Source organism: Bacillus sp. 41-22 (assembly GCF_025809295.1).
Taxonomy (GTDB): Bacteria; Bacillota; Bacilli; order Bacillales; family Bacillaceae_G; genus Bacillus_A; species Bacillus_A mycoides.
The window spans coordinates 331886-348828 of sequence record NZ_CP084035.1 but is presented as its reverse complement, the minus strand read 5'-3'; the positions used below and the strand labels follow the sequence as shown (position 1 = coordinate 348828).

The 16943-nt window shown below is 36.4% G+C and carries 16 protein-coding genes and 1 riboswitch; of the genes, 5 read left to right on the top strand and 11 right to left on the bottom strand.

Annotated features, from left to right (window positions below; genetic code table 11):
* Positions 1-11: 11 nt before the first annotated feature.
* The 3 genes from gatA to LCF45_RS01875 all read right to left on the bottom strand — a co-directional run bounded on the left by gatA (position 12) and on the right by LCF45_RS01875 (position 2152).
* Positions 12-1469: an Asp-tRNA(Asn)/Glu-tRNA(Gln) amidotransferase subunit GatA gene (gatA, locus tag LCF45_RS01885; RefSeq protein WP_263894481.1), complete on the bottom strand. Its 1458-nt coding sequence runs from the start codon at positions 1467-1469 to the stop codon at positions 12-14.
* Between the two features lie 14 nt (positions 1470-1483).
* Entirely contained in the window at positions 1484-1774 is a 291-nt protein-coding gene (gene gatC, locus LCF45_RS01880; protein ID WP_000086999.1) for an Asp-tRNA(Asn)/Glu-tRNA(Gln) amidotransferase subunit GatC, read from the bottom strand.
* Between the two features lie 141 nt (positions 1775-1915).
* Positions 1916-2152, bottom strand: coding sequence for a YiaA/YiaB family inner membrane protein (locus tag LCF45_RS01875; protein ID WP_002029490.1), 237 nt, complete (start codon positions 2150-2152; stop codon positions 1916-1918).
* A gap of 230 nt (positions 2153-2382) precedes the next feature.
* Here LCF45_RS01875 and LCF45_RS01870 point away from each other — a divergent pair, with 230 nt between their 5' ends.
* The 4 genes from LCF45_RS01870 (at position 2383) to LCF45_RS01855 (ending at position 4853) form a co-directional block, all read left to right on the top strand.
* Entirely contained in the window at positions 2383-2865 is a 483-nt protein-coding gene (locus LCF45_RS01870) for a MarR family winged helix-turn-helix transcriptional regulator (protein ID WP_263894471.1), read from the top strand.
* Positions 2866-2941: 76 nt separating this feature from the next.
* Positions 2942-4123 (top strand): ArsA family ATPase, encoded by a 1182-nt coding sequence (locus LCF45_RS01865; RefSeq protein WP_263894470.1) that lies wholly within the window; start codon positions 2942-2944, stop codon positions 4121-4123.
* Complete coding sequence (locus tag LCF45_RS01860) at positions 4116-4307, top strand: DUF3926 domain-containing protein (protein WP_002091335.1); 192 nt, start codon at positions 4116-4118, stop codon at positions 4305-4307. Before LCF45_RS01865 ends, LCF45_RS01860 begins: the two co-directional genes overlap by 8 nt.
* Before the next feature lie 63 nt (positions 4308-4370).
* On the top strand, positions 4371-4853 hold the full coding sequence (locus LCF45_RS01855) for an HXXEE domain-containing protein (protein ID WP_002091337.1): 483 nt from the start codon (positions 4371-4373) through the stop codon (positions 4851-4853).
* 167 nt (positions 4854-5020) lie between these two features.
* Here the strand turns inward: LCF45_RS01855 and LCF45_RS01850 are convergent, their stop codons facing one another.
* The 3 genes from LCF45_RS01850 to LCF45_RS01840 are packed head-to-tail and all read right to left on the bottom strand — an operon-like array spanning position 5021 to position 7571.
* On the bottom strand, positions 5021-5875 hold the full coding sequence (locus tag LCF45_RS01850) for a MetQ/NlpA family ABC transporter substrate-binding protein (protein ID WP_002029488.1): 855 nt from the start codon (positions 5873-5875) through the stop codon (positions 5021-5023).
* Positions 5876-5896: 21 nt separating this feature from the next.
* The gene (locus LCF45_RS01845; protein ID WP_002091343.1) at positions 5897-6562 is read right to left on the bottom strand and encodes a methionine ABC transporter permease; all 666 of its coding nucleotides are present in this window, start codon (positions 6560-6562) and stop codon (positions 5897-5899) included.
* On the bottom strand, positions 6552-7571 hold the full coding sequence (locus tag LCF45_RS01840; protein ID WP_002010037.1) for a methionine ABC transporter ATP-binding protein: 1020 nt from the start codon (positions 7569-7571) through the stop codon (positions 6552-6554). Before LCF45_RS01840 ends, LCF45_RS01845 begins: the two co-directional genes overlap by 11 nt.
* Before the next feature lie 125 nt (positions 7572-7696).
* Positions 7697-7802, bottom strand: a riboswitch (SAM riboswitch).
* Positions 7803-8043: 241 nt separating this feature from the next.
* Here LCF45_RS01840 and LCF45_RS01835 point away from each other — a divergent pair.
* The gene (locus tag LCF45_RS01835) at positions 8044-8589 is read left to right on the top strand and encodes a cysteine hydrolase family protein (protein WP_002091344.1); all 546 of its coding nucleotides are present in this window, start codon (positions 8044-8046) and stop codon (positions 8587-8589) included.
* 312 nt (positions 8590-8901) lie between these two features.
* On the opposite strand, the gene pruA is transcribed toward LCF45_RS01835, so the two are convergent.
* The 5 genes from pruA to pcrA all read right to left on the bottom strand — a co-directional run bounded on the left by pruA (position 8902) and on the right by pcrA (position 16937).
* On the bottom strand, positions 8902-10449 hold the full coding sequence (gene pruA, locus LCF45_RS01830; RefSeq protein ID WP_002124887.1) for an L-glutamate gamma-semialdehyde dehydrogenase: 1548 nt from the start codon (positions 10447-10449) through the stop codon (positions 8902-8904).
* Positions 10450-10602: 153 nt separating this feature from the next.
* Positions 10603-11373 (bottom strand): TSUP family transporter, encoded by a 771-nt coding sequence (locus LCF45_RS01825; RefSeq protein WP_002029466.1) that lies wholly within the window; start codon positions 11371-11373, stop codon positions 10603-10605.
* 94 nt (positions 11374-11467) lie between these two features.
* Positions 11468-12664: a CamS family sex pheromone protein gene (locus tag LCF45_RS01820; RefSeq protein ID WP_016121375.1), complete on the bottom strand. Its 1197-nt coding sequence runs from the start codon at positions 12662-12664 to the stop codon at positions 11468-11470.
* 16 nt (positions 12665-12680) lie between these two features.
* The gene (gene ligA, locus LCF45_RS01815; protein WP_002010032.1) at positions 12681-14690 is read right to left on the bottom strand and encodes an NAD-dependent DNA ligase LigA; all 2010 of its coding nucleotides are present in this window, start codon (positions 14688-14690) and stop codon (positions 12681-12683) included.
* 15 nt (positions 14691-14705) lie between these two features.
* Positions 14706-16937 carry a DNA helicase PcrA gene (pcrA, locus tag LCF45_RS01810; protein WP_002169288.1) on the bottom strand — a complete coding sequence of 744 codons (2232 nt, stop codon included), beginning with the start codon at positions 16935-16937 and terminating at the stop codon, positions 14706-14708.
* Positions 16938-16943: the final 6 nt, after the last annotated feature.

Genomic DNA, 16943 nt, shown 5'->3' with positions numbered 1-16943 from the left:
TGCTCGCCTCCTTACAGACTTGCTTTTTTTGTATGATAGTCTGTTGCTTGCTCAAACGCATGTGCAACGCGGTAAATCGTCGTTTCATCGAAGTGTTTACCAATGATTTGTAGACCAAGTGGCATGTTGTTAGCACCGAATCCACATGGAACAGAAATCGCTGGAACACCCGCTAAGTTTACTGGAATTGTTAAAATGTCATTTGCATACATTGTCATTGGATCGTCCACTTTTTCGCCCACTTTAAATGCTGGAGTTGGCGTTGTTGGTCCAATAATAACATCGTATTTAGCAAATACATTTTCAAAGTCATTTTTAATTAATGTACGTACTTGTTGTGCTTTTTTGTAATATGCATCATAGTAACCAGAGCTAAGAGCAAATGTACCAAGCATAATACGACGTTTTACTTCATCACCGAAACCTTCGCTACGTGTGTTTTTGTAAAGATCTAATAAGTTATTTACATTATCAGAACGAACACCGTAACGTACGCCATCAAAGCGTGAAAGGTTCGCAGATGCTTCAGAAGAAGATAATAAGTAATACGTTGCTAGAGCGTATTTAGAGTGCGGAAGAGATACTTCCTCCCAAGTTGCGCCCATACCTTCTAATACTTTTAAAGCAGCTAGTACTGACTCACGAGCTTCTTCGCCAACACCTTCGCCTAAGTATTCTTTCGGTACAGCAATACGTAAACCTTTAACATCACCTGTTAAACCAGCTAAGTAGTTTCCTACTTCAACGTTTGCAGAAGTTGCATCCATACGGTCAATACCTGAAATAGCTTGTAATAAGTATGCATTGTCTTCTACTGTACGTGTAATCGGTCCGATTTGGTCAAGTGAAGATGCGAATGCTACTAATCCGTAACGAGATACGCGTCCGTAAGTTGGTTTTAAACCTACAACGCCACAATATGCAGCTGGCTGACGGATAGAACCACCCGTATCAGAACCTAGAGAGAATAATACTTCTCCTGCTGCTACTGCTGCTGCAGAACCACCACTAGATCCGCCTGGAACGTAATCTAAGTTCCATGGATTTTTTGTAGCGTAGAAGCCTGAGTTTTCATTTGAAGAACCCATTGCGAACTCGTCCATATTTAATTTACCGATTGTAACTGTGTCAGCAGCTTTTAGCTTTTGTACAACTGTCGCATCGTAAATTGGATCGAAGTTTGCTAATATTTTGCTCGCACAAGTTGTACGAAGACCGTTAGTTACAATGTTATCTTTTACACCAATTGGCATACCGAATAATAAACCATTATCCTCAGCACCAATCTTTGCATCTAATTCTTTCGCTTTCGCGCGTGCATTTTCTTCATCTAATGTAAGAAAAGCTTTTACGTTATCTTCAACATCCGAAATACGTTTGTAAGATTCTTCTACTAAATCCGTAACGGAAATTTCTTTGTTGTTTAACTTCTTATGTAACTCTGATACAGAATGATCAAATAATGACATCGAAATTCCCTCCTCTATTCTAATACTGCTGGAACACGGATTTGATTATCTTTGTGATCCGGTGCATTTTTTAATACTTCTTCTACTGGTAAACCTTTTTCTGGCACATCTTCACGCATAACATTTTTCATAGTTAATACATGAGTTGTTGGTTTTACATCAGTTGTATCTAATTCATTTAACTGTTCTGCAAATGTAACAATTGCATCTAGTTGTTTTTGAAATTTTTCTGCTTCTTGATCAGTAATTGCAAGACGTGCTAAATGTGCTACGTGCTTTACATTCTCAACGGAAATTCTTGACACGGCTAGGCCACCTCCATAATATATCGTTCAATCTACAATACTATTGATGATACCAAATTTTCAGTACTTCAAGCAAGTCAACACACGGCACTTACGGCATTTTTACATAAAAAAAGAAAGGCAAGTGCCTTTCTTTACAATTTACTCTTTATCTAACGATTTATTTTTCGGAAATCTTTCATTATCTTCCTCATTATCACGAATTGTTTTTTGTAATACAAAACAAGACATCGTTAAAAATAATGTTCCGATTAAATAGTACCCTTTTACACTAAGCGTTTCATCTAACGTGTAAATCCCAATTAGCATTCCTGAAAGCGCACAAACAAATGAAGTCCATGCTAAAAACGTGAACGCTTGCGTATTTCGTCTTCTCATCGTTCTCCCCCTCGTTAGCTGTACACCTATTATAGATAAATATATTTATCACAATGGTTTTTTATGTAAAATCATTTTTCTATTTATTAATCTATCACAAAAAATTTCTATTTTGAAGATAATTTTCTTTCTAATCTGAAAAAACAGTTAAAAACATTGACATTTATTTCAATTCCACATAAAATAAAAACAAATATTACGAACCTCGAAATATACGGGAGTGGAAATAATTGTTACAATATGAACATTTTTTAGACTTACTGCTAGATAACGCCAAGAAACTTTTCTATCCTGAAGAATGGGTAAGTCTTGATTTAACACTTTCCAAGACAGAAGTATTTTGTTTACTTTGGATGGAGCGAAATACGGATATTACAATGACAAAAATTGCTGATCTTCTTGATATACCGATGAGTACAACAACGGGCGTTGTAAATCGCCTTGTAAAAAAGGGATATATTGAACGCTACCGGAATGAAAGCGATCGACGCATTGTATTAATTCGTTTAACAGAAAACGGCGTAATGCTCGTTCAAGAAGTAAAACAAAATGCGGCCCATTACTTTAGCCTAGTGACAGATTCATTGTCAGAAGAAGAAAAAGCATTCTTACTACAAATATTCCAAAAGATCATGAATCACATTGCTACGTCACAGCAAAAAACAGAAGAAAAGGTTTCTACACCTAAAATGAAAAACATTCCGATTGAATAAGACCCTAGTTGGGTTTTTATTCAATTAAATATTTCGACACTCGTAATATTCGATATTCGAAACAAAGGGGATATTAATGATGAGAATTATTCTGTATACAGGTAAAGGCGGCGTTGGAAAAACTAGCATTTCAGCAGCAACAGCAATCCAAAGTGCAAAACAAGGATTAAAAACATTAGTAATGAGTACAGATCCTGCTCATAGTTTAGGGGATTCATTTGGCATAAAACTATCTTCTGAGCCACTAGAAATTCGCGAAAACTTGTGGGCACAAGAAATTAACACTATTTATGAAATGGAAAAAAGCTGGGGGAAATTGCAGAAATATATTACACTACTCTTCACTTCCAAAGCAGCTGATGATATTACAACAGAAGAATTAACGATGTTCCCTGGTATGGAAGATTTAATTAGCTTACTTCGAGTACTCGATTACTATAAACACAACACTTACGACGTCATCATTATTGATTGCGCACCGACTGGAGAAACTTTAGCAATGCTTAGCTTTCCAGACATGCTCGGCTGGTGGATGGAAAAACTCTTTCCTATTAAAAGGAAGATTTTAAAAGTTGTTCGTCCTGTAGCTCAACCACTTCTTGGTGTCCCCCTTCCAACTGATGATATTATGGACGAATTAACGAATACGCTTGAACAACTTGGAGAAATGAGAGATATTTTATCAAACCGAGAAGTAACGAGTATTCGCGTTGTTGTAAATCCTGAAAAAATGGTCATTAAAGAAGCTCAGCGTAGTTTTACTTATTTAAACTTATACGATTATAACGTAGATGCCATTATGATTAACCGCGTCATCCCTAACACTGTTACCGACCCTTACTTTCAGGCATGGAAAGATACACAAAAGAAATATAAGGCGTTAATTAAAGATAGTTTTCAGCCACTTCCTATTTACGAAGCTCCCATGTTTGAACAAGAAGTTGTTGGTTTACCTATGTTAGAGCGTGTAGGAAATGCTTTATTTAAATCAGACCCCTCTCCTACTGAAGTGAAATTTAATGGCCGCACACAATATGTAAAAAAAGATGGCGATGAGTATATTTTCGTACTGTCCATTCCCTTCTCAAACAAAAGTGAACTTTCATTAAATCAAAAAGGTGATGAACTTATTATTCGAGCCGGCTCTATGAAGCGAAATATCACCTTACCAAAAACATTAACACACCTTTCTATTCAAGGAGCTAAGTTTGAAGATGATGTACTAAACATTCGGTTTGGAGGTGTAGTACATGCATGATGAATTACTAAGAAAGGTAATTCGTACAAAAATAAAAATCGGTATGCGTATATTAGAAGAGCTACCGAATCCGATTCAGCAATCAGCTAAGCACGCACTAAATATTTTGCAAGAGGAGCTCTCCTCTTATGCTGAAGAACAACCGCAACCTGAGAGTAATTTAAAAAGCATCATAATTGAATAACTATACCCTTGTAGAAAGCCTTTTCTTATAGGCTTTCTATCCCTTTATTGGAGCTGATATAAGTTGATAAAAACATCTTCAACAAGACATTTCACCACTAATACAATCTGGCTAATCCCCCTTCTATTCTTTTTTCATAACCTTGAAGAAGCTTTCCAAATGCCACAATATATCGCTAATCGATTTTCGATCCATTTTATAACTAACAAACAATTTTTCATTGCAATTTCCATATTAACAACCTTCGTCTTACTCATAGTCATTCTATATCAATTAAGCATCATATCTTCTATTTATTTGATCATTTTTATACAGGGCTGTATCTTCTTTAACGCCGTTCAGCATATTATCTTGTATTTCATTTATCGTTCTTATAATCCAGGAGTAATCTCAGCATCTATCATTATCCTATTTTCTCTTTTCTTATTTTCATCAAAGAAACTATTAATCCCTAAAAAGAAATTAGCAAGTACACTCATTTTTAGTTTAATCTCTTACCCAATCATAATTTGGATTTCCTTATTATTAGCCAGCTGCTTTAATTAAAAAAAGACCAGGAAAACTCCTGGTCCATCACTCTACTTAACAAACATTGGATTCTATGTTATACAAAATTAGAAGGTACAGAATTAGGGTTTTGTTTGTTAAGTAGATTATATGTTGAACGAGCTAACAGCGGAGGGGTTCCTACTGTTAGTCGTTAAACTCAATAATTATTTTACGATTTTTTCAAGCTCATCAAGTGAAAGATCTACTGAAATTGAACCATCATTTGTTTCTTTCTTAATTGCATCTGTTACTTCTTTTGAATGGTATAACTCAATTACTTTTTTCAGTGTTGGATCATTTTTATCTTTCGTACGAGCTGCGAAAATATTAATATAGGCCTTTGCATTTTCATTATTTGGATCTTCTAAGAAAATTGGATCCTTCGCTGGGTCTAATCCAGCTTGACCAGCAACACCGTTATTAATAACTGAAGCCGCTACATCTTTTAACACACGAGGTGTTTGCTGTGCGATAACCGGTGTAACTTTTAGCTTCTTTGGATTTTCAGCGATACCACTTGGATCCCCAAATAGACCAAAATCTTTCTTAAGCTTTAATAATCCAGCTGCATCAAGAAGTTTTAATGCACGTGCTTGGTTCGTTGGATCATTCGGAATAGCAATTTCCGAACCATCTGGGATTTCATTTGCTTTCTTATATTTTTCAGAGTATAAGCCCATCGGTGCAATTTGCGTTGTACCAACAGCTGTAATATCTAACTTATGCTCCTTTTTAAATTGCTCTAAGAAAGCAATGTGCTGGAATGAGTTTAGTTCAATATCTCCATCAGCTAACGCTTTGTTGGGTGTTGTGTAATCAGAGAACTCAACCAGTTTAATTTTAATCCCTTCTTTTTCAGCTTTTTTCTTTAAAATTTCCCAAACGTCTCCATCTGTTCCAGTTACACCGACGCGAACTACTTTCTCTTTCGCTCCTGCACCTGTGTCTCCACCTGAGCAGCCGCTTAATGCTGTAATTCCTACGATCGCTGATAATGCAAATGCTAAAATTTTCTTCATTTTCTTTTCCCCTCTTCCTTTTTATGATCTGCGTAAAAAGACTTTCGCAAAGTAGTTCCCTAAATTTTGAGCCACCTGTACAAGAATAATAAGTAAAACGACCGTTACAAACATAACTGACGTATCAAAGCGTTGATAACCATATGTCATTGCTAAGTCACCAAGACCGCCACCACCGACAAGTCCTGCGACTGCAGAAAATTCAATTAAACCGACCGTCATAAACGTGACACCTAGGATCAATGGTGCTAAAGCTTCTGGTACGAGGATTTCAAAAACAATTCTAAGTGGTGAAGCGCCCATTGCTTGTGCTGCTTCAATTACTCCTTTCGGAACAGAAACAAGATTGGTTTCAACCATTCTAGCAATACCAATTGATGCAACTAACGTCATTGGGAAGATTGCTGCAGCCGTTCCAATCGTCGTTCCAATAACACTTCTTGTTAGTGGGCTTAAAGCTACTAAAAAGATAATGAATGGAACCGGACGAATTGTATTAATTATGATATTAAGAATAGAAAAGACCCATTTATTTTCTAAAAAATTTCCTTTTCTCGTTACATACAACAGTAAACCTAGAGGTATACCGAGAATTGTAGCAAATATAAGGGTTACAATTACCATTAAGAGGGTATCCCCCGTCGCATCTAATATGCGAGGCCAAAATATACTCCAATCAACTCGCATGAGCTTCTACCTCCTTCAGCTGCACTTGCAGTCTTAGATGTTGTAATGCTTTTTGAATTTCTTTCTGTTCACCTTGTAGTTCTACAAGAAGATTTCCAAATAGCACATTTTGGAGTTCAATAATATTTCCATAAAGAACATTTACATCGACGTTATAGTTTTTCGCAATATATGATAGTACAGGCTGCCCTGTCTCTTCCCCAGTAAAAGTCAGGCGATAAATCTGACCTCCGTTTTGAATTTTCGCTAGAACACTTTCTGGTAAGTGATCATTAATAACAGAGCGTACAAAATTTTGAGTTGTCTTTGTTTTTGGTTGTGTGAAAACGTCAAACAGTTTTCCTTCTTCAATTACTTTTCCTTTTTCCATAACGGCTACACGGTGACAAATTTCTTTCACAACGTGCATTTCATGTGTAATAAGTAGAATCGTTAAATTGTACTCTCTATTTACTTTCTTTAATAAATTTAAGATTTCTGTTGTTGTTTCCGGATCTAAAGCTGATGTTGCCTCATCACATATGAGAATATCGGGTGATGTCGCAAGTGCTCTTGCAATCCCAACACGCTGCTTTTGCCCACCTGATAACTGTTCTGGATAATAGTTCGCTTTATCTTCTAAACCAACAAATTTTAGTAGTTCATTCACTCTTTCTTTTATCTCATTCTTTGGCAATTTCGCTAACCTTAATGGATAAGCAATGTTCCCAAACACCGTTCTTGAATTAAATAGATTGAAACTTTGGAAAATCATCCCAATTCTTTGTCTTAGTGTCCGCAATTCTTTCGCCGATAATGATGTAATATCTTTATCATCTATTGAAATTGTTCCTGCAGTTGGTCTTTCTAACATATTTACTAAACGTAATAGCGTACTCTTTCCAGCACCACTAAATCCGATAATGCCAAAAATTTCGCCCTTTTCAACTGACAGCGTTACATCCTCAACCGCATGAACAGATTGCCCACCTGATTCATATACTTTACTTACATTGTTAAAAGAAATCATTTTCTTCCCTCCTATATGCTGTAAAACTTGAAGTAGAGCTTTCGAGGTAAAATAAAAAGTGCTCTCCTCCTTATCAGTAATAAAAGATAAGAAGGAGAGCACTTTTATATGTACTCATTCACATCTTCTCATCTTCCAAGCCTTTATAGGCTTGCTGGAGTTAGCACGGTATTAAAAAAACCCGTTGCTGAGGTATCGTAGGGCCAGTCCCTCCACCTCTCTGGATAAGAGTGTATCGATTTAATTGTCGTTTAATTAAGTCTTATTATAGAACTCAGAATAATGAGAGTCAATACATTTTTCGGAAAAATATTAATTATTTCTCTATTTAAATTTTTAAATAAGAAGTAACAATACAATAGTGATTTTTAAAGTTATGTAAAATCCTTCTCACTCATACTTTTAAAAAGGAGAATCTTCTCTATTCATTGAATAACATTATTTGAATATGAAATCGGAGGAAGATAGATATATGAAAACAGCTCTTTTGCTCGTCGACATTCAAAATGATTATTTTCCAAGCGGAATGATGGAATTACGTAATCCAGTAGAAGCAAGTGAATATGCTAGTCAGCTACTACAACATTTTAGAATAAGAAACGAACCTATTTTTCATATCCAACATGTAGCTATAAAAGATAGCGCTACTTTTTTCCTACCCAATACAGAAGGTGTCCATATTCACGAAAATGTCCGTCCACTTAGAGAGGAAACCGTTATCCTTAAACATTATCCAAATAGCTTCCGAGAAACTGATCTTCTAGAACAATTACAACGTTCAGGAATTGAGCACGTCGTAATATGCGGGATGATGACCCATATGTGTATTGATGCTACAGTAAGAGCTGCTTTTGATTTTGGTCTTCACTGTACCGTAATACACGATGCTTGTGCTACAAAAGATCTTTCATTTAAGAATGCTACTATACCAGCTGTTTATATTCATAATACAATTTTGGCGAGTTTAAATGGAGTATACGCAAATATAATGAGTACAGAAGAGTTTTTAGCGACCTAAAAAAAACACTCCTTTCAGTTAGCAAAGCCGAAAGGAGTGTTCTCTTGTCTAACCATAGATTTTCTTTCAAATTGTATTATACAGGAAATCCTCAAAATGAATACTAAAAAATATGACTAATAAGTCAATTTTTCTCGCTGTTTTGTTTCTATTTTCATGTTTATCCCGATATTAACAAGGTTTAACTAATCCAAAAGAAAAAATAGTAATATTTAGAAACCTTTCTTGATTGAAATTAACTAGCTTCTATTATAGAGAGTTTCTCAAAAAGAAAAGATCTTCACAGTCTGTGAAGATCTTTTCTACTATTTCTTATAAAGTTTCAGAAGTAGTTTTTGCTTGCATGTGAAGCGCTAAGTAATCAGGGCCACCAGCTTTAGAGTCTGTACCAGACATGTTAAAGCCACCGAATGGTTGGTAACCTACGATTGCACCAGTACATCCACGGTTGAAGTATAAGTTACCAACGTGGAAGTCTTCACGTGCTTTTTCAATATGGTCACGGTTGTTAGTAACAACTGCTCCTGTTAAACCGTATTCTGTATTGTTTGCAATTGCAAGTGCATGATCAAAGTCTTTTGCTTTACAGAATGCTACTACTGGTCCGAAGATTTCTTCTTTCATTAAGCGAGCATCTTCTGCAACATCAGCAACGATTGTTGGTTGGATGAACCAGCCTTTAGAATCGTCTCCTTCGCCACCTGATACGATTTTACCTTCTTCTTTACCAATTGCAACATAGCTCATTACTTTATCGAATGCAGCTTGGTCATTAACAGGTCCCATGTTAATATCTTTTGCATCTGGGTTACCTACTGTTAATTCTTTTGTTAATTCAACAGCACGATTTAATACATGATCGTATACATCTTCATGGATTACTGCACGAGAACATGCAGAACATTTTTGTCCTGAGAATCCGAATGCTGATGCAACGATAGATTTAGCTGCTAATTCAAGATCTGCCTCTTTATCAACAACGATTGTATCTTTACCGCCCATTTCAGCGATAACACGTTTTAACCAAATTTGTCCTGGGTTTACTTTTGCTGCACGTTCGTAAATACGAATACCTACATCGCGAGATCCAGTGAAGCTAACGAAACGTGTACGAGGGTGATCTACTAAATAGTCACCAACTTCAGAACCATTACCTGGAACGAAGTTTACTACGCCAGCTGGTAAACCAGCTTCTTCTAATACTTCCATAAATTTCGCTGCTACTACAGGAGTTGTACTAGCTGGTTTTAGTAATACTGTGTTACCAGAAACTACGGCAGCTGTTGTCATACCTGCCATAATTGCGAATGGGAAATTCCAAGGAGAAATGATAACACCTACTCCTAATGGAATGTAAGAGAAACGATTATATTCAATTGGACGGCTTTCTACTGGAATACCGTCTTTTAATTTCAACATTTGACGAGCATAATATTCCATAAAATCGATTGCTTCTGCTGTATCAGCATCTGCCTCATTCCATGGTTTACCTGCTTCTTTTACAAGAATAGCAGAGAACTCATGTTTTCTACGACGAACGATTGCTGCAGCACGGAATAAAATATCTGCACGCATTTCTGGTTTTGACTTTCTCCAAGTTTGGAATGTTGCATCCGCTACTTGCATTGCTTTTTCAGCTAATTCACGGCTTGCTTTTGAAACACGACCAACAAGTTCCTCTTTATTTGCAGGGTTTACAGAAACAATTTTATCTTCTGTAGTGATTTTTTCTCCCCCGATAATTAATGGATAGTCTTGTCCAAGATAAGATTCTACTTTCTTTAAACCCTCTTCAAACGCTAATTTGTTAGCCTCTACTGAAAAATCTGTAAATGGCTCATGTTTGTATGCTACTACCATCTTTTTAGCCTCCCCTTAGAAAAACGTTTACATTTTACAACATTATTCTACACGATAATTTAGATTTATTCAAATATTCCTAGACTTATATTTTAAAAATTAATAAATTTTTAAAATATAATAAAAAAAAGAGATTCATACATACGTATGAATCTACAAAATATGAGTATATTCCAAAACATTTTTCCCGATTAATAAAATAGTAACTAATAAAAATAAAGTCCTTACATATCCAACACCTTTTTGAACCGCAAACTTCGATCCAAAATAAGCACCTAAAATCATTGATAAGCCCATAATTATACCGTATTCAAAATGAATCACATCTAAAAATAAAAAAGTAATTAAAGATACGATATTACTAACGAAGTTCAAAAGTTTTCCAGATGCTGCCGCTTGAATAAAATCCAAACCAATTAATAAAAATGCAAAAATTAAAAAGGATCCTGTCCCTGGTCCAAAAAATCCATCATAAAATCCTATCATTAAAATAACAAAGAAAAACATTAATGTTTTTCCTTTTGTCATCTTTTTATAGGTAGATGCACTTCCCCAATCTTTTTTCGCAATAATATAAATGGCAATAAAAACCAACATTACGAGTACTAGTGGACGCAAAATATCAGGCGGAATAAACTTTACTACTAAAGCCCCTGCGACTGCTCCAATAATAGTTAACGGGATTAACTTTCCTACAATCCGAAAATTCACCTTACCTGATCGAATAAAATAAATTGTGCTCGTAAGCGTCCCCATCGTTGCAGCTAATTTATTCGTTGCGATTGCCGAAGCTGGTGATAAACCAACAAACATAAGTGCAGGAAGCGAAATTAATCCTCCCCCTCCAACAACCGAATCAATAAAAGCTGCTAAAAACCCGAATGCAATTAATAAAATAATGACTTGAAAGCTTAGTTCTTCCATGACTTTGCCCCTTACCCCTTTATTTGTAACATTTAAAATTATAACAAAATTTTTCAAGAAAAAAAGCTGCTCCTTTATGGAACAGCTCTCATCTTTAATCTAAAATTTTCACAAACGGTTCATCTTGCTTCGCTTCACGTATAATAATTGCTTCTGGGCGTTCTACAGATTTAATTGTTACTTGTACTTTCATATAATTCGGGAAGTATTCCATAACAAGTCCAGCTACATATTGTGTAAAACCAATCACTTCAGCTTTCCCATTGAATTGGACAGGAATATCGAGCTTCATTTCTCTTAATTCATCATCTCTATACATTCCAGTACCGATAACAGCTGTATAATCTCCTTGGAAATACTCACTTAATTTTGCTTTAAAGTTTGACACCCTCGCAAGATCTTCACGTTTATTATCCGCTTTCGCTTGTTCAGATGGGAATAAATAGTATTTCTCATTGATCGGCTTCCAATCCTCAACCGTTTCACTGCCTTTTTCTACCTTAGCATAAGAAACAAAATTCCCTGGTACAAGCGAAGACTTTGGACCTTGACGATAAATCGCAAATGTAACCGGAATATTTTTTATTTCAGGCTTTTTTTGCTGCATTACTTTCAAGATTTCTTGGGCCATCCTTTTCCCTTCAGCTAACATTTTCACATCTGGAATTGCAGCCTCACGCGGATAACCATGCTCTTCCTCATAATATTGAACAGAATTCATCGCTAATCCAACTACAATGCCATCAGGTTCATTATCGTTCCCACCTTTTTGCACGTAGTAATCATGCTCTAAAATGTTTGAGATATACATTGGATGTTTTTTATTTTTCACTTCTAGTGACTCCGAACCTTCACTTAAGGCTGGATTCAGTCCGATATTTGGAAATTTAACTGCATCTTTTTTCAACTTATCCTCTAGCTCTTTTTGTTCAGCATCTGTACGCTTTCTTTTTACAAGCATTTGTATATCTTGAGCCTCTAGAAACTTTCCGCCTTTAAAGAAATAATCTTTCGTACTAAACGATTCTTTGGCAATGCGCATTAATCCTGTTTCAAATTCATCTACATCTAGACGACTATTTAAACCTTGTACAACTAAACCACGTGCCTTACCTGGATCAAATTGAACCGTTGTCTTATAATATTCATCCGAAATGGAGTATTTCGGGATAACTGCTTGTTCTTTCGCTTTCCCCGATTTCTCAACTGCTTTTTCATCTTTATTGGAACCCATACTACACCCACTTACAAGTAGGCTAAGACTTAATACCGCTAACGCTATTTTTTTCATCGTAAGTTTGCACCTCTTACTTATTCAGCTCTTGTAAGAACCTCTCTTCATTCCAAACTTCAACATTGTGCTTCTCTGCTTGCGCTAATTTCGAGCCTGCAGCTTCACCAGCAACAAGTAAATCCGTACTTTTACTAACACTTCCTGTTACTTTTCCACCTAATGCCTCAATTTTCTTCTTCGCTTCACTGCGGCCCATAACTTCTAATTTCCCTGTTAAGACGACAGTTTTTCCTGCGAAGTACGATTCAACATTTTGTAAATCAGCAATTTTTATACCTTTGTATGCCATGTTCACGCCATACTCTTTAAATTGTTGTAATAGCTCTAATACGTCTTCATTATCGAAATACGTTACAACGGATTGAGCCATTTTTTCACCAATCTCATTAATTGTTTTTAATTCTTCTTCCGTCGCTTTCACAAGCTCATCCATCGTTTCGAAATGCTCAGCAAATGTACGTGCCGCTTTCGCACCGACATGACGAATACCAAGACCGAATAATAATCGCTCTAATGAGTTTTCCTTAGAATTCTCAATTGCTTGGACTAAATTTGTTGCTGATTTTTCACCGAAACGTTCTAGTTCTAATAATTGCTCTTTCGTCAATGAATATAAATCAGCAAACGTACGAATATAATCCGCATCAAAGAGTTGTGTAATTACACGTTCTCCAAGTCCATCAATATTCATTGCATTTCTTGAAACGAAATGGATTAATCCTTCACGAATTTGAGCTGGGCAAGTCGGATTTATACATCGAAGTGCTACTTCTTCTTCTAAACGAACAAGTTCACTCTCACATGCTGGACAATGCGTTGGCATATGATATTCTTCTTCCTCACCAGTACGCTTATCAAAAATAACGTTCACAACTTCAGGAATAATATCTCCAGCCTTTTTCACAACAACGTAGTCACCAATTCGAATATCCTTTTCACGAATTAAATCTTCGTTATGTAAAGAAGCACGACGGACAATAGTTCCGGCTACTCGCACTGGCTCCAGCTCTGCAGTTGGTGTTACAACTCCTGTGCGGCCGACACTTAATTCAATCCCTGTTAATCTCGTCACAACTTCTTCAGCTGGGAATTTATAAGCTATTGCCCATCTTGGACTCTTTGCTGTAGTTCCTAAGCTTTCTTGAATAGCAACATCGTCTACTTTTATAACGATTCCGTCAATCTCATAATCAAGATGCGGGCGTTTTTCTTGCCACTCTTCTACATAGGCTATTACGTCTTCAATTGTTTCACATGTACGACGATTTGGATTCGTCTTAAATCCAAGCTCACCTAAGAAATCCAGTGATTCACTGTGGGATGGAATTGTTTTTTCTTCTACATTAGCAAGACCATACACAAACATAGATAAGTTACGCTTCGCTGCAATTTTCGGATCAAGTTGGCGTATCGATCCTGCTGCCGCATTACGTGGATTCGCAAATACATCTTCACCATTTTGCTCTTTTTCTTCATTTAATTTAACGAATGAACGCTTCGGCATATAAGCCTCGCCTCGTGCTTCTAACGTTACTTCTTCATTTAAACGCAGCGGGATAGCTTTAATCGTTTTTAAGTTTTGGGTAATATCTTCACCCGTTATACCATCACCACGTGTTGCTCCTTGAATGAAGCGTCCTTTTTCATAATGAAGTGAAACAGCAAGTCCGTCAATTTTTAATTCGCATATATATCTTACATTCGCATCATCAATTCCCTGATGTACTCTTCGATCAAAATCACGCAAATCTCCTTCATTAAACGCGTTTCCTAAACTTAACATTGGTGATTTATGCGTTACCTTTTCAAATATATCAAGAACAGTCCCCCCAACGCGAATGGAGGGAGAGTCTTCACTCATAAACTCTGGGTTCTCTGCTTCTAATTTTATAAGCTCCTGCATATCACGGTCATATTCCGCATCAGAAACAGAAGGATTGTCTAATACGTGATATTGATAGTTAAATGTATTTAACAAATCACGCAGTTCTTCTATACGTTTTTTGGCTATCTCTTTTGACATATCCTCAGTCCTTTCCTATTGTTTCGTCACAGGTGCAAATTTTGCTAATAAACGTTTAATACCAATTGGGCTTGGGAACGCAATATCTAATTCTTTTGAATCTCCTTCACCCTTTACACTTACAACTGTACCGACTCCCCACTTCTGGTGAGCAGCTTTATCGCCTATTCCCCAGCCAATTTGCTCGCCACCCGTCGTCTTAACAGCCGGACGCGCGAAAGCTGAACGAGAGCGTGTTGTAGTTGCGCTTGTCGTTCTTCCTTTTGCACCAAACGAAGTTTCACGCTTCGGTGCTGTTTCGTTTAATGGTTCTACTAATTCTGCCGGAATTTCTGTAATAAATCGAGATGCTGCATTCATACTTGTTCTACCAAATAAAGTACGCATTTGAGCATTAGATAAGTATAGCTCTTCTTCTGCACGAGTAATACCTACATAGGCAAGACGACGCTCTTCTTGCATTTCATCCTCTTCCATAAGAGAACGAGTATGCGGGAATATCCCTTCCTCTAAGCCAACAATAAAGACAACTGGGAACTCTAATCCTTTTGCTGAGTGCATCGTCATTAAAATAACTTCTTCACCAGCAGTTGGATCTTCATCTACACGATCAATATCCGCAACAAGAGCTAAGTCTGTTAAGAATGCAACAAGGCTCTTATCTTCGCTTTGGGATTCAAATGTTTGTGTAACAGATAAAAACTCGTCTAAGTTTTCTAAACGACCTTCTGCTTCTAAAGAACGCTCATTTTTCAACATATCGCGATAGCCTGTCTTCTCAATAACTTCTTCTACTAATTCTGTAACAGATAAATACTCTTGCATATTTACCCAGTTGTGTAATAAACTTGCGAATTCTTTTACTGCTTTTGTTATTTTTGCACTTACACCAACATGCTCAATCTCATCAAATACAGCAGTTAATGAGATTCCGTTTTGCACACCATAATTAATAATTTTATCTATAGAAGTCGCACCAATCCCGCGCTTTGGCATGTTTATAATACGTGCAAAACTAATCTCATCATCTGGATTCCCAATTAAACGTAAGTACGCCAAAATGTCTTTAATCTCTTTACGGTCGTAGAACTTAGTACCTCCGACGATTTTGTAAGGGATATTAGATTTCAGGAAAATCTCCTCGACCATACGAGACTGGGCATTTGTACGATATAACACTGCAAAATCAGTATATTTTCGTTTCCCCATTTGAATATCATCACGAATTTTTTTCGCAACAAAATACGCTTCGTCCTTTTCAGTTGCAGCACGATAATACGAGATTTTGCTTCCAATTTGATTGTCTGTCCATAATTTCTTCGGTTTACGGTTTGAATTTTTTTCAATTACAGCATTCGCTGCATTTAAAATATTTTGTGACGAACGATAATTTTGTTCTAACAAGATAACTTGCGCATTCTCATAGTCTTTTTCGAATGACAAAATGTTAGAAATGTCAGCCCCGCGCCAGCGGTAAATAGACTGATCAGAATCACCTACAACGCAAAGATTTTTAAAACGTGCTGCTAAATGTTTAACAAGAAGGTACTGAGCTTTGTTCGTATCTTGATACTCATCAACGTGAATATATTGGAACTTACGCTGATAAAACTCTAGTACTTCTGGAACACGTTCAAATAGCTGAATCGTTGTCATAATTAAATCATCAAAGTCTAATGAGTTATTTTTCAAAAGACGTTTTTGATATTCTGTATATACATCGCTCGTTAATTTTTCATATGGGTCAGCGATTGTAATTTTTTTTGCATATTTATCTGCAGATAACAGTTCATTTTTCGCATTACTAATACCGGCTAAAATAGAGCGCGGCTCAAATTTCTTCGGATCAATATTGCGCTCTTTCATAATTTTTTTGACTACAGTTAACTGATCGCCTGAATCTAAGATTGTAAAGTTACGATTAATACCAATACGATCGATATCACGTCGTAAAATACGTACACACATAGAGTGGAACGTAGAAATCCAAATATCTTCTGCTTCTGGTCCAACAAGTTTATCAATACGCTCACGCATTTCACGAGCAGCTTTATTTGTAAAGGTAATTGCTAGTACATTCCATGGCGCCACACCTTTTTCACCAAGTAAATATGCAATACGGTGTGTTAACACACGTGTTTTCCCACTACCTGCGCCTGCCATTAATAGAAGTGGTCCATTTGTTGTTTGTACTGCTTTTTGTTGCTGCGGATTTAAACCATTTAATAACTTATCTGTCGTACTCATATGCGC